The organism is Virgibacillus sp. 6R (assembly GCF_001895305.1).
Taxonomy (GTDB): domain Bacteria; phylum Bacillota; class Bacilli; order Bacillales; family Amphibacillaceae; genus Virgibacillus; species Virgibacillus pantothenticus.
This window is the reverse complement of the sequence record NZ_CP017762.1, coordinates 833,463-847,346: the sequence shown is the minus strand read 5'-3', so window position 1 is coordinate 847,346 and position 13,884 is coordinate 833,463. Positions and strand designations below refer to the sequence as shown.

The 13,884-nt window shown below is 37.2% G+C and carries 12 protein-coding genes; 5 read left to right on the top strand and 7 right to left on the bottom strand.

All coding sequences use genetic code 11. The features are described from left to right. Nucleotides 1-279 precede the first annotated feature (279 nt). The 5 genes from BKP57_RS03965 to rbsK form a co-directional block, all read right to left on the bottom strand. Nucleotides 280-708 carry an HIT family protein gene (locus BKP57_RS03965; RefSeq protein ID WP_050350249.1) on the bottom strand — a complete coding sequence of 143 codons (429 nt, stop codon included), beginning with the start codon at nt 706-708 and terminating at the stop codon, nt 280-282. 884 nt (nt 709-1,592) lie between these two features. Beyond that, nucleotides 1,593-2,606, bottom strand: a complete 1,014-nt coding sequence (locus tag BKP57_RS03960) for a LacI family DNA-binding transcriptional regulator (protein WP_050350250.1) — start codon at nt 2,604-2,606, stop codon at nt 1,593-1,595. 144 nt (nt 2,607-2,750) lie between these two features. Then, entirely contained in the window at nt 2,751-4,172 is a 1,422-nt protein-coding gene (gene dcuC / locus BKP57_RS03955) for a C4-dicarboxylate transporter DcuC (protein ID WP_050350251.1), read from the bottom strand. Nucleotides 4,173-4,195: 23 nt separating this feature from the next. Continuing rightward, the gene (gene rihC, locus BKP57_RS03950; protein WP_072741011.1) at nt 4,196-5,122 is read right to left on the bottom strand and encodes a ribonucleoside hydrolase RihC; all 927 of its coding nucleotides are present in this window, start codon (nt 5,120-5,122) and stop codon (nt 4,196-4,198) included. Beyond that, nucleotides 5,115-6,050, bottom strand: a complete 936-nt coding sequence (rbsK, locus tag BKP57_RS03945; protein WP_050350253.1) for a ribokinase — start codon at nt 6,048-6,050, stop codon at nt 5,115-5,117. Before rbsK ends, rihC begins: the two co-directional genes overlap by 8 nt. Nucleotides 6,051-7,110: 1,060 nt before the next feature. Here rbsK and BKP57_RS03940 point away from each other — a divergent pair. Both BKP57_RS03940 and BKP57_RS03935 read left to right on the top strand, forming a co-directional pair. Next, on the top strand, nt 7,111-7,857 hold the full coding sequence (locus BKP57_RS03940; RefSeq protein WP_072741010.1) for an ABC transporter ATP-binding protein: 747 nt from the start codon (nt 7,111-7,113) through the stop codon (nt 7,855-7,857). Further along, nucleotides 7,850-9,061, top strand: a complete 1,212-nt coding sequence (locus BKP57_RS03935) for an ABC transporter permease (protein WP_050350255.1) — start codon at nt 7,850-7,852, stop codon at nt 9,059-9,061. The genes BKP57_RS03940 and BKP57_RS03935 overlap by 8 nt, the downstream gene beginning before the upstream one ends. Before the next feature lie 66 nt (nt 9,062-9,127). Here BKP57_RS03935 and BKP57_RS03930 read toward each other — a convergent pair whose 3' ends face one another. Together BKP57_RS03930 and BKP57_RS03925 are read right to left on the bottom strand one after the other, a co-directional pair. Continuing rightward, entirely contained in the window at nt 9,128-10,297 is a 1,170-nt protein-coding gene (locus BKP57_RS03930; RefSeq protein ID WP_050350256.1) for a M20 metallopeptidase family protein, read from the bottom strand. 210 nt (nt 10,298-10,507) lie between these two features. Then, the gene (locus BKP57_RS03925; protein WP_050350257.1) at nt 10,508-10,942 is read right to left on the bottom strand and encodes a ferritin-like domain-containing protein; all 435 of its coding nucleotides are present in this window, start codon (nt 10,940-10,942) and stop codon (nt 10,508-10,510) included. A gap of 125 nt (nt 10,943-11,067) precedes the next feature. Between BKP57_RS03925 and BKP57_RS03920 the strand changes: the two genes are divergently transcribed. The 3 genes from BKP57_RS03920 to liaF all read left to right on the top strand — a co-directional run bounded on the left by BKP57_RS03920 (nt 11,068) and on the right by liaF (nt 13,876). Then, nucleotides 11,068-11,718, top strand: coding sequence for a phosphatase PAP2 family protein (locus BKP57_RS03920; protein ID WP_050350258.1), 651 nt, complete (start codon nt 11,068-11,070; stop codon nt 11,716-11,718). 167 nt (nt 11,719-11,885) lie between these two features. Then, the gene (locus tag BKP57_RS03915; RefSeq protein WP_050350259.1) at nt 11,886-13,115 is read left to right on the top strand and encodes an MFS transporter; all 1,230 of its coding nucleotides are present in this window, start codon (nt 11,886-11,888) and stop codon (nt 13,113-13,115) included. Between the two features lie 11 nt (nt 13,116-13,126). Continuing rightward, nucleotides 13,127-13,876, top strand: coding sequence for a cell wall-active antibiotics response protein LiaF (gene liaF, locus BKP57_RS03910; protein ID WP_050350260.1), 750 nt, complete (start codon nt 13,127-13,129; stop codon nt 13,874-13,876). Nucleotides 13,877-13,884: the final 8 nt, after the last annotated feature.

Genomic DNA, 13,884 nt, shown 5'->3' with positions numbered 1-13,884 from the left:
TGGGTAGCACTTTACACTCGAATTTTAACGGTCCACTGAAAGAAGTCTCCCTCTTCACGTGTAAAGAGCGTAGCCCAAAGGTGAGGGGAATAAGTTGTGGGTAGTTTAATTAAAATTCTTTGCCTTTAAGTTTGGCGATAAGTGAAACTGCAGTAATCAGCGGAGGTCTTACAGCACCACTTATATTCAGAAAAATGTGGTATGTGTAAAAATATGGATTCGTTAAAAACCAGTGGGTAGTAACTCCACTGGTAAAAAATCAATCACTATTTATTTGTTTTAGTCTATATGTTTTGTTATTGTCCCAGCGATTTTTTGTAAATCATCAGTTGTATAATCATCTGCATGAACTTCCCAATTGGAGGAGAAGCCGTCGTTTTTTCCGTATCGTGGAAGAAGATGGATATGTAAGTGAAAAACGGATTGGTCCGCAGGCTTTTCATTGTTATTGAGTAAGTTCATTCCAATTGGCTGATAAGCTGCTTTAATTGCGTTGGCAATTTTCGGTACTCTGGCAAAAAGTGCAGCAGCGATGTCGGATGGGGTTTCATAAATGTTTTTTACATGTACTTTAGGGATGATTAACGTATGGCCTTTGGTAACTTGACTAATATCTAAAAAGGCGTATACATGCTCATCTTCATACACTTTGGCTGAAGGAATTTCCTGATTTACAATTTTACAAAAAATACAATCTTCATGACTCATTTTATCTCACCTTTCTTTTCCATATTATATCTATTGTATATAGGAAGCGATGAGGTTGTAAAGCAAACCTTCTAAGTAATTTTTTATTTCTCATGAACACAGTAAATGAGCATTTTAATAGGTAATGCTGTCCTTACATTGGTTGTAACTAATAGCATCTGAAAAAGCCAGCCCCGCTGAGGGACTGGCTCGTGTGAAGACGTAAAAGGAAACAGGCTTTGCTAAAGGATATTGTAAAGAGAATCAATGTCAGCAATTCTGCCTGATTGATGTTTGTTTACAATTTCCGTTTTAGTAACTGCTTCTAGAAGAAGCAAGCCTAATTAGTTAGTTGTGGCAGCTTTAATTGCCGTTTGCAAACACCTCATTTTTGTGTTCTTTTTGAAACACAGTTAAATATCGATCGCCAACACCTCATTTGTATGAAGGTTTTTTGTTCGAAACTTAGCTCATTTCAAGTTTGAAACACGAAAAAAATTTGTTTGCTTGATAACTTTTTTACTATCCTTTCGCCTTCATCCATTATTCTGTACAGTCAACAGAAAATTATTCACGAGAAACATTTATTTTGGGAGCTCTTCATATCTATGGTTAGCAACTAGATGTAACGATGATTTGTAGAGACCGCTACAGAATAACCTATGCTTTCCGTTGACCCCGAGCTCAGCCACCACGGAAGCAGTTTGCTTTTTTCCTACGAGGCGTGACCCCACTACACTTCTTTACAACAGGATAGGGGAGAGCGCGTCACAACATATCCTACGAAGAAAATGTGTGTTGTTCTTTTTCGAATCGCCGTGTTTTTCTTTCGCTAGTTAGCATCATTACCATATTTATTCACTTACCAACTATTTATTTTAGTGTTTGGTTTACATTTTTGATCTTCAAGCATGCATGTTTCTTACACTTTTTCTAATGATAAGCTCTGGTTGTAAGCAAATATCTTTTTGCACGTTAACTTTTTTTTGTGTTTTCTCATAGAGCTGTTTGAAGGCAGCTTCACTTAATTTTTTCACATCTTGTTTAATAGACGATAACTCAACTCCAAATAGGTAAGGGTAAATCGTATTATCATAACTGATTACCGAGTAATCGTTTGGTATTGTTTTGTTTTGTTCATAAATACTATGGATGAAACCAAGTGCCATCATATCATTTGTAATAAATACAGCTGTAATATCTTTTTTTAATAATTCTTTTCCAGCAACATAGCCACTTTCCTTTTTATAGTCGCCTGTTACAATATTATTTTGATTGATTGGAATGTTAAATTCTTTTAATGCACGTAAATATCCGTTCAAACGGAATTGACCATTAACGAAACTTGAACTAGCAATACAGCCAATTTTTCGATGTCCATTTTCCAATAAATGTTTTACAGCGATATAGGCACCGTATTCATTATCAAACCAAACTTTGTCACAAGAGAGTTCAGAAAACACACGGTCGAGCAAAATATATGGAACGGGGAGCAGCTGCAATTTTTTAATTAGCTCCGTCTTATTTTGCCATGATTCACTCCCAGGAATAAGAAAGATACCTTCTACAGAACGCGATAGCAATAAATCCAGTAATGCAATATCATTTTCAAATTGATCATTTGAATTAACAATGATTAATGTATAACCATGTGAGCGGCATTGCAATTCAATATGTTTTGCCAATGAAGAGAAAAAGATATTTTCAATGTCAGGTATGATTAAACCGAATGTTTTCGTTTGCTTTGTAACAAGACTTCTCGCTATTTGGTTTGCAGTGTAGTTAAGGTCCTTGGCAATTTGCTTAATTTCATCTCTTTTCTGTTGCGAAACACGGCATGGTCTATTGTTTAATACTAATGACACTGTGCTTGGAGAGACACCTGCTTTCTTGGCAATATCTTTAATGGTTACTTTCACTATTTACATCCCCTATAAATTAATCATTTATATTTCATTTTACTAAATAAAGTTGGGAATGTCTTATTATAGAAGTGAATCCAGATGTGCCACTTGCTTGTGTTTAGAGACAATATTCTTTTTATTGTATTTATTAACCCATTTTTATAAAAAGAGGATCATTGAAAGAACGAACATGAAAATGACACCAGAAATCATTGGTACAGAAGTGCGTTTTATAATATCTAATGGATCTACTTTTAACGTTCCCGCAATTATTAGTACAACAGCTGCTACAGGAGATACTGCTCGGAATAAATTACCTGCAAGTCCCATTGGGATGGAAATAGCTACTGGACTAATGCCAGCTGCTTCAGCTAATGGAACCATTAAAGGTATCATGGCAAAGAATAATGCGATACCGCTTCCACTTAGTAAGACAATTAGTGCAGTAAAAGCAACTAAAATTAGTGGTAAAACAAAATTAAAACCTTGTCCATGGAAGTTTTGCATGGCTGACTGTAATGCATCTATTAACCCGATGGATTTTAAGCCGGTAACAAATACAGAAGCAGCAACTATTAGTGCTACAATCGGAATTGCCTTTCCCATGCCATCAAAAAACTTCTCCGTATTTTTTAACACAGCTTTATTATCTTTTTGACGAATCAATTCACAAATAACTGCAAGAATTAATGAAAATAGAACGGCAATTTCCACACTAATAGAAACGGTTATATCCGTTGTCATATCTAAAACAAATGAAATAAGTAGGAGGACAATTGGGAAAATAGGTAACATAGCGTATACTGTTTTGAACAGTTTTCCTCCTGTTATTTCTTCTACGTTTTCTATTTCAATCGACTCCTGATTTCTAGCAGTTAAAGATTTTTTATCCATGCGTCTCTGCCAAAAATAATGGACCATTGCAATAAATATTAACGTTGGAATAGAAACAATGGCGTGATATTGAAAGACGTAATCTGTCACAGATAAATCGGTAAAAGCAGCATATTTTGCAAATTCTTCAGACACCGCTACGTTATCACTACCTAATGGGGTTGGGATAATTGTAGCTGATGTAGCAATTACTGCAGCAATACTTAATGGTGACATTCCAGCTCTTTTTAAAACTGGATATAAAGTAGCTAATAACAAAATGGCTAATGTAGAAGCGCTTGGAATAACAAGTGAAAGCAGATTTCCTAATAAAAATACAGTCGGCACTAGAAAATAGACAGATTTAATTTTTCCAATCGGTTTTGTCAAGACTTGTACAGTAACATCGTTGGCGCCGATGGAAGACATATATGCCGTGTATCCGCCAAGCATCAGGATAATGAGTCCTGCTTGAGTAAATGTCGCTTTGAACTGTTGAACAATAACTTGTAGCGGGTCAAGCAGTATAGAACCTGTTGGCTCAAAGTCAGTGAAAGCCACCTCATTACCCAAGCCAGCACTTATGAATATTAAAAGGATACCGATCGAAAATAACGCAACTTTAATATCCATTTTTTTTACTAACATATATACCACAATGATAACTGCCGCAATTGCCGAACTATACATGATTATATCGTGTGTCATCGTAATTTCTCCTGTCTATAAGTCTAGTTGCATTTTTGTAAACTTTCTAAAAACCAATGTTTGAATAATTTTTCGTCAATGTCCAGACATACGGTAACATTATTCGGTTTATTTAAATATCCTTTCAGATCGGTAACCGTACAACCTGCAGTTAAAGAACCAGTCAGTTCAATATCTACATAAGTTTCCTCTACCGTAAACATTTTAGGATTTAGCAAATAGGCAATGGCGCAACTGTCATACATTTTTAAGCCTTTTTTCATGCTACCACCACGATATTTTTGGAATAGGTGGTAAATCATATGACCGGTTTTATTCATCGTTTTTAATTTTTCACTGTCTTCTGGATAAACTAGCGCTTTCCATCCAACATCTAATCCAACCATGACGATAGGTATGCCGCTATGAAATACAATTTTTGCAGCTTCAGGATCAGCATGGATGTTGAATTCAGCCATCACTCCAGAATTTCCTCTTGTTGTAGATCCTCCCATTAGTACGATTTCTTTAATATTTACTTTTACTTCAGGATACAATCTTATAAGTAGAGCGATATTGGTTAATGGTCCGATTGGAACCAAAGTAATAGGCTCATTACTTTGAATGATAGTTTTATACATTGCATTAACTGCATGCTCTTCTAGTAAAAGATTTTCGTTTGGTTCCGGAAACGCGTACCCATCCATGCCTGTTTCTCCATGTACATTACTTGCATCAATGGGTTCTTTCATTAATGGTCGATCTGCACCGGCTGCAACAGGTACTTCTTTCTTGAAAAATTGTAATAGCCGTAGCGTATTATATGTTACTTTGTCAAGGCTTACATTACCTGCTACAGTGGTTATTAATTTGATATCCAACTCCTCACTATATAAGGCTGCTGCTAGAGCCACTGCATCATCAATACCTGGATCTGTATCAATAATAATAGGTCGTTTGTTATTATTCATCGTTTTTTTCCTCCTTAGTAAAGGTTAATTTTAATATTTGTTGTTTTGTAGGTATAGACTCCTGTGCCCCTCTTTTTGATACGGTTAAAGCTGCGGCTTTTGTTGCGTAATCCATACTTTCTTTCATTGACTTACCGTGAGATAGTGAGCAAGCGAGTGCACCAATATACGTATCTCCAGCAGCCGTTGTATCAACAGTTTTAATAGATAGCCCAGGTGTGAAATGGATGGTGGAGCCTTCGCCAACCACACTCCCTTTTGCTCCTAAAGTTATCAGCACTGTATGGGCGCCTTTTTGCTGAAAATATTCAATCGCTTTCTTGTATTCGCTTTCTTGAGACGGATAAATGCCGGATAAGAATTTACATTCCCACTGATTAATAATGAGTAAATCAATGTTTTGGTAGTCCGAATCAGGAATGTGCTTAGCTGGAGCTGGATTAATTATTGTAAAGAGGCCATTGTTTTTCGCAGCTCTTACTGAATATAATACAGTTTGATAATCGGTCTCAAATTGTGTTAAAAAAATATCCCCAGCATGTGCAAGCTGATGAAATACCTCGTCTATATCATCTGGTTTAATTAATTCATTGGCGCCTCCGTCGAAAATAATTCGATTATCGCCATTATTTCTGATGATCATAGCAACGCCGGTGGTTATATGAGGGATTTTTTTTACATATTCGCAATTTACGCCGTACTCTTTAAGCGTTTTTAATAGCTTTGTTCCATATAAATCGTCACCTACCCCTCCAACCATCCAAGTATTTGCACCACTTTTAGATGCCGCTACAGTCTGGTTTGCTCCTTTCCCACCAGGGGATAGAAAAAAGTTGCTTCCTTGTATAGTTTCACCATTATTCGGTATACGATCTGTTTGGATGGAAAGGTCCATATTCATACTGCCGAATGTAATTATTCTCTTCAACACATTACCTCCTGAAAAATTATAAAAAGGTTGATAAAACGTTTTATCAACTTAAATATACAACGCATACATAATTAACGTCAATACTTAATTCCAATATTTATTGATTTTTTTTTAAGATAAGAAACCACCATGGCTCGCCTAGAGCGCGAGCCACCATCTATCATGAAAAAATTTTTGCTTTATAATGTTTAGATTCTTAAAATACTGTCTAAAATAAATGAGTTAGATAAGTTTGTTTTTTTATACAAAAGTATAAAATGAGGTGTTTGGAGATAACGAAATAACCGAATAGTCACGTCCGGTCCATGAACCCAGCAACGATGCGACTTTAGAAAAGCGCCTACGATAAGGCATCATCGGTTCGTCACTAAGAGGAAGGCCGACTAAAAACGGGCTTGCCGCCCAGACGTCGGCATACCCCTGTTTTTAGTGGCATGATTCCTAAATCTTTAGTTGATTCGTTCTATTCACTACATTGCTAAACGGGCGCTTGCTCCTTTGTTCCAAAGAAGAAGCTGGCCCCTAAGGACCAGCTCTGTTAAAGGAGAGAGAGTTCATATCAGCAGCGTAAACAGTATGCCTCATACAGCGGGATTGCTTTATGAAGCTGTTTACCCCAATCGTTCGCTATTTCCATTTGGGAAGATGCGATTTAGATTGGATGACACACATCCAGAGAACAATTTTATTACAAATAAGGGACAGTTTCCAAACAAAAGTTGTCAGGAATAGTACCTAACTGATTGTAATTTTGTTTACTTGGACGAATAAAGAACTGCTATCTCCTTCAAGAGTTATTGTTACCAGCTTGGATAGAATTATACACGGAGATAAAAAATATCCATTCGCTGTTTAATTTACGATGAAAAGACAGCAGTTCTGTATCCGTTGGTTGTTAAGGTTAAACATGGGACTAAAAAAAGAATCCTTATAATATAGCAGGTGCAAGGTAACTAATGCATTATAGCTCCATTGTCGAAAAAAAGCGTACTGTTTGCTTTGTTTTTTACATTGGATAAATGCTAAAATAAAGACAATAGAAGAGGAGGAGCACGTTGTGGAACCATTACTGCATATTGAGAACCTTTATGGTGGATATACACATAAAAATGTGTTACAAGGAATATCTTTTACGGTTCATCCAGGTGAAATCGTCGGCTTAATCGGTCTAAATGGTGCTGGTAAGAGTACGACGATTAAGCATGTGATTGGTTTGATGCAACCTAAAAGAGGGGCTATCACTGTTAATGGCAAAACGTTTCAGGAAAATTCAGAGACGTACCGAAGTCAAATGGCATACATACCAGAGATGCCAATTTTATATGATGAATTGACGCTTTATGAACATCTTCATTTAACGGCTATGGCTTATGATATACCGCAAAATATTTTTGATAAAAGACTTGAGCCATTGTTAAATGAGTTTCGCATGGAAAAAAAGTTAAACTGGTTTCCGGTGCATTTTTCAAAAGGAATGCGCCAAAAAGTAATGATTATGTGTGCGTTCTTAATTGAACCGCCGCTATATATTGTGGACGAGCCTTTTGTCGGTTTGGATCCCCTCGGTATTCAATCATATTTGCAGCTGATGGACCAGATGAAGCAAAAAGGCTCTGGAGTGTTGATGTCCACCCATATTTTAGCAACAGCGGAGCGATATTGTGATCGGTTTGTTATTTTACATGATGGAACGATACGGGCAGATGGTAGCTTAGATCAATTGCGGGAAACCTTTGCAATGCCAGGCGCTACATTAGATGATTTATATGTACAATTAACAAAGGAAGAGAACCACCATGTTTAATGCCCATGTTTTTTTTAAGCAACGTTTTTCAGCGCATTTAAAAGAAACGGGTCGCTATTTACGCTATATTTTTAACGGACATATAGCTATTGCGATGTTGTTTTTTATTTCTGCCTTGGCGTTTTATTATCAAAAGTGGTTACAGGAAATTCCAAGTGATTTTCCTGCTGCTTGGATTATTGGTATTGTTTTTGGAGGCGTAGCGAGCTACAGCCCAGTTCGAACGTTATTAAAAGAGCCTGATCTTGTTTTTCTGATTCCGGCAGAGCATAAGATGAAAGCTTATTTTCGCAATGCGATTGTATATAGCTTTACGATTCAATTATATCTTGTATTACTAGCTGCTGCTGCATTTGGTCCGCTATATACAACTATTTTTGCAAATCGTGCTGGAAGTGTGTATTTATTAACCATCGCTTTATTACTCGTGTTTAAATTTGCCAATCTTATTGCTAATTGGTGGATGCTTCGAGTGAGGGAACGTGATTTAAGGCTTATCGATTTAGTAGTACGAACGGTATTAAATATCGCGGTATTCTATTTTTTTATTTCTGGAAACATGCTAATGGCTGGGATAGCAACTTTGCTATTTGGGGTTGTATTTTTATATGACTATCAAGTCTCCAGTAAACGTCCAGGGCTGTTATGGGATTTGTTGGTAGAAAAAGACCTAAGTCGTATGCAGGCATTTTATCGATTAGCAAATATGTTTGCAGATGTTCCGCATTTAAAAAGTAAAGTCAAGAAACGTCATTGGTTAGTACGTATCTTTAGCCGAGTCCCGTTTTCAAAAGCAAATACGTACGATTATTTAAACCGGATTACATTTATTCGCAGCGGTGACTATCTTGGCATGTATGTAAGATTAGTCATTATTGGTGGACTCATTATTTATGTCATTCCCCCCCTATGGCTGAAGATTATCTTTGCGTTACTGTTCCTATATTTAAGCAGTTTTCAAATGATGGCTTTGTATCAGCATCACCGTACTATTTTGTGGCTAGATCTGTACCCAGTAGCGCTTCAGGTTCGACAGCAATCGCTGTCAAAAATAGTATTGCAGCTAAGTGTATTGCAAGTAATTTTATTTACAGCTCTGTTTGTAGTAATGGGTATTTATTTAGGAGCGATAATTACGTTTTTAGGTGGTATTGGATTTGCTGTGTTGTTTGTCCATGGATATGTGAAACGGAAGCTTGCGTAAAAGCACATGAGGAGATGCATCCTTATGTGCTTTTACATGTAAGACTAAGGAAAAGTAAAAACATTATTACTTAGCTTGATAAGCAAAATAAGTCGTTATTAATGTTTTTGCAGCGATTGGCATGGCTTGTTCATGAAAATCAAATTTCGGATGGTGGTGTGGATATGGTTGTGCATCCTTTTGAGCGCCTGTAAAGAAGAATGCTCCCGGTTTTTTCAACAAATAGTATGCAAAATCTTCTCCAGCCATGGAAGGATTTACCTCTTCTGTCCTCGTAATTTCTTTCATATCTTCGGCAATTTGTAATAATAATTCCGTTTCCTCAGCATGATTAATTAAAGGCGGATACCCTTTGATATAATCAAACGAATAGGTGGCCTCGTTACTTATGCATACCCCTTTAATCACTGCTTCCATTTCAGCTATGATTTTATCCTGCAATAAAGGATTGACGTAGCGAACCGTTCCAACGAGTCTTGCTTTATCTGCAATCACATTAAATGCTTCCCCTGCTTCAAAAACACCTATTGTTACAACAGCTGTATCTAATGGGTCGATTCTTCGGCTGACGATTTGCTGCAACTGTGAAATAAGTTGCGAGCCGATCACGATTGCATCCTTTGTTTCATGCGGATACGCACCGTGACCGCCTTTTCCTTGAATTTCTATTTCGAAACGATCAGCGCCCGCCATAAAAGCACCTTTGGAAGTTTGTAATACTCCAAGTGGTGTTGTCGCCCATAAATGTGTGCCAAAGACGGCGTCGACATGGTCGATAGCACCTGAATCAACGATAGGTTTCGCTCCACCTGGTGCATATTCTTCTGCGTGTTGATGTAAAAAAACAACCGTTCCAGGAAAATCTTGCTCGTACGCTTTTAAAGCTTTCGCTAAAACTAGCAGGGTAGCTGTGTGTCCGTCGTGCCCGCATGCATGCATCACACCGTCTACCTTTGAACGGTAGGGGACGTCTTTTTCATCTTGTATTGGCAGAGCATCAAAATCAGCCCGCAAAGCAATCGTTTTTCCTGGTTTTGTGCCTTTTAATGTTGCAATGACGCCATTTCCTCCAACATTAGTTTCATACGGTAATCCTAGTTCTTCATAATAATTGGCAATATAAGCAGCCGTTTTTGTTTCCTGAAACGAGAGTTCAGGGTATTGATGAAGATGTCTGCGAATCTGTACCATTTCTTCATAAAGCTCATCGATGGATTGATGAATTTGCTCTAGCACAGCAAGAACCTCCTGATGTTTTAGTTGTTATTATAACATTAGCAGGTCATGAAAAGAATATATATTTTGAAATATAAGACAAAAAAATGCATGAAAAGTGTTCGCGATGAAGATAATCTTTAGGTGATGGCATGAAAAAAAGCTTGTAGAGAAAAATGGTCTCTACAAGCTAATCGTCTCAGTTAGTTAATAATGAGTAATTATTTCACTTTAAGCTAATCGGGGGTCAGCTAGAAGTCGTTCAATTTCTTCTTTATGATGGGTTTCATCAGCTATGAGGTCCTCCAGTTTCACTACAAGCTCGGTATAGCCTAAGTTTTCTGCCTGTTTTTTCCTTTCCTCATAGCGTTTGATTGTATCTGTTTCAGCTTGTAAGGTAGCTTGTAACAGATCCTTGACATCAGTAGGTTGCGGTACTTCAGCTGCTTTGGTTGTAGGTGTACCGCCTAATGAGCTGATTTTTTCCGATAAATATAAAGCATGTCCTAACTCATCATTTATTTCTGCTTCAAAAAAAGGCTTTAGTGCAGAACGGTATAATCCACTTACTACTGAGGCACTGTACGTATATTGAATAGCTGCGCCATATTCATGTGCTAAGTCTTCATTTAATCCGTCAATTAATGCTTGAAGTTCTTTGTCCATTTGTTATCCATCCTTTCGTAAACTCTTTTTGACTCCATTTATTTAATTCCCTGCTATGTTTTTTTAAAACCTAAATTCGGGTAAGATGAAAGAAAAAAGTTAAACTGATCGGAGGGGCTTACGCCATGAAAATTAGGACAAGTTATTTGTATGGACTCATCTTTATGGTGGGGATAGTTTTAACCTTACTTTGGATGTATAAATTAATGAATCAAACGGTTCCCTATGTCGATCAATGGACACGAGACTTAGTTAGCAGATTAGATAATACGGAAGTTTACACTATGTTTCGCTGGATAACAGAACTAGGATCATCCACATTTACGATCCCGTTTGTCATTGTGATGGCGATCGTTTTTTGGTGGTTGTACCGCAATATGTTACCTGCACTTATTTTTAGCCTAGGGACACTTTTTACGCACTATTTTAATGTGGCAATTAAACAGCTTGTAGAAAGGGAAAGACCTAGTATTTTAATTGCAGCAAACGCGGAAGGGCATAGCTTTCCTTCGGGTCATGCCATGATTTCAATGGTTTGTTACGGTTTAGTAGCATTTTTCCTTTCCAAGCGACTAAAAGGGGCGAAGAAGAAACAGCTTGTCCAAGTCTTTTTTGCGGGCTTGATTGTATTGATTGGCATGAGCCGTTACATCATCAATGTTCACTATTTAACTGACGTGCTGGCAGGGTTTTTTATTGGGTTCTTATGCTTGTTCGGCTTCATACGACTTTATCAGTGGTTAGCAGACAAGCAGGCTTCTCCGTCTAGGGGCTGAGAAAAAAGCAGTCCCTAGGTGGTTCTTCTCTTTTTCCAATACGGATAAGATTTATATATAGACGATGTTGATAATTTGATATTTAGCATGTGGTTTGTAGTATATGCTGAAAAATCAAATTAAACTGTTTAAACATGAGTATATATTTTGGAGAGGAGACATAGTAAATGGAAGCAATGTCAAAAACAAGGCAGGGGAACTCTATTTTGAAAAACAGGAACTTTTTGTTATTATTCATCGGTTCTGTTTTTTCTGCGCCAGGGTATTATATCTATTTAATCGCTGCGGAGTGGTTAATGTTAACATTAAGTGAAAATCGAGTTTATTTTGGAATGCTGTTTTTCGCAGCTTCTGTTCCAAGATTACTATTATTGGCGGTTGGTGGAGTTGTTGCTGACCGATTTAATAAACGGACCATTTTATTTCTATCCGATTTGTTGCGAGCTTTATTAATTGCTACGCTCTTATTATTTCTTTATTTAGATGTTGTAACTGCATGGCATTTAATAATATTGGCAACGTTGTTTGGAATTGCCGACGCATTTAGTTATCCGGTTACGAATTCGATGACACCGTTATTATTGAAAGAAGATCAGCTACAACGAGGAAATTCATTAATTCAAATGACAATGCAAATAAGCCCTATCTTAGGCCCTGCTTTAGGCGGAACATTAATAGCCGTATTAGGTTTTCAAGGCGTTTTTTCTGTAGCTTGTGTTATGCTATTGATAGGTTCTTTGACGGTGCTTTTTATTCAACTAAAGCAGGGGAACGAAGGAAAAAGAGATCATTCCCCGTGGACTGAGTTAAAGGAAGGCTTAGCGTATGTACGTCAAAGTGAATTTATCATGGCAATTATGTTTATTGCTTTTTTTATTAATTTTTTCTTCTCGGGTCCTTTTTCCATAGGGATGCCGATTATTGTAAAGGATGTTTTTGAGGGAAGTGCTATTAACTTGGCAACGATCCAAACAGCAATGGGGGTCGGTGCAATGGTTGGAGCCATTCTTTTAGCAGTGAAAAAAATAACGAACTACAAAAAGGTTATATTATTCAGTTTATTGGTGGTTGGCTGCCTCTACACGTTTACTGGAATATCATCGCATCTGTATATCAGTGCTATTTTAGTATTAATCATGGCTGCTTTATTGCAATTCGTTAACATTCCGATTTTTACTATTTTGCAAAAAACAGTCGATAAAAGCATGCTAGGGAGAATAATGGGGCTCTTAGTGACGGTATCTACAGGTTTAATTCCAGTTTCTTATGTTGTAACTTCTACGTTAATCGCGTTAGGTGTAGATATACGGTATATTATGATCGGAGGTGGAATTTTTATCGTTATTATAGCTATTATAAGTTTTAAATTTAAACGTCTTCGTACCCTTGGAATGTAGAGGTGATATATATGAAAGATTTAATTCGATTGTTTATCGCAGTTTCTATCATAGGAATTGGAGTTATACTTGTCCTATTTAATCTAGGAGTGATTGCTTTTGATGCATACGAGATATGGGTCTACCTATATCCTGTTTTCTTTGTGCTTGTTGGCGGGAAGTGGCTTATCCAATATATGCGTAAAAAGGGTGGAAGCTGGGTAGCAGGCTCGTTTCTCCTTTTGTTTGGCTTGCTGCTGTTGCTTGATAGATTTGAAGTATTGTCATTTGGCTTTTTTGACGTATGGAAGCTATGGCCGCTACTGATTATCTACATTGGCGTTCAATTTTTAAAACGAGATAATCGTTTTTCATATGTAAATTGGCAGAAAGAAGATCAAAAAGATACGGATCCTATTTTTTCTAAGTTTTCCATCGGGACTTATGAATATACGAGACCTAATTGGAGAGTGGAGCCGACGAAGCTAAGTTCGCTGTTTGGAGATTTCTATTTAGATCTCTCCAAAGCTTTTATTCCTGAACAGGAAATCCCATTTAGTATCCGCTCATTAGCAGGAGATGTGACCATCTTAATACCTGAGCATATCCCTTTTCGAATCCAAGCAATGGTACGAGCAGGAGAAATTGAGGTAGTAGGACAACGCGCAGAGGGGATCCATCGGGTGCTTTCGTATCAAAGTGAGGACTATGAATTTGCTGTGCGCAAAATTGATTTTACCGTTAAACTTGAAGCTGGATCGATTCGCATCGATCAAGTGTAGAGGAGGGA

Excerpts from the sequence above, each read along its gene's own strand:
- BKP57_RS03935 (WP_050350255.1), top strand. The coding sequence starts at position 7,850 with ATGTTTAATGCCCATGTTTTTTTTAAGCAACGTTTTTCAGCGCATTTA.
- BKP57_RS03915 (WP_050350259.1), top strand. The coding sequence starts at position 11,886 with ATGGAAGCAATGTCAAAAACAAGGCAGGGGAACTCTATTTTGAAAAAC.
- rihC (WP_072741011.1), bottom strand. The coding sequence starts at position 5,122 with ATGAATAATAACAAACGACCTATTATTATTGATACAGATCCAGGTATT.
- BKP57_RS03965 (WP_050350249.1), bottom strand. The coding sequence starts at position 708 with ATGAGTCATGAAGATTGTATTTTTTGTAAAATTGTAAATCAGGAAATT.
- dcuC (WP_050350251.1), bottom strand. The coding sequence starts at position 4,172 with ATGACACACGATATAATCATGTATAGTTCGGCAATTGCGGCAGTTATC.
- BKP57_RS03920 (WP_050350258.1), top strand. The coding sequence starts at position 11,068 with ATGAAAATTAGGACAAGTTATTTGTATGGACTCATCTTTATGGTGGGG.
- BKP57_RS03925 (WP_050350257.1), bottom strand. The coding sequence starts at position 10,942 with ATGGACAAAGAACTTCAAGCATTAATTGACGGATTAAATGAAGACTTA.
- liaF (WP_050350260.1), top strand. The coding sequence starts at position 13,127 with ATGAAAGATTTAATTCGATTGTTTATCGCAGTTTCTATCATAGGAATT.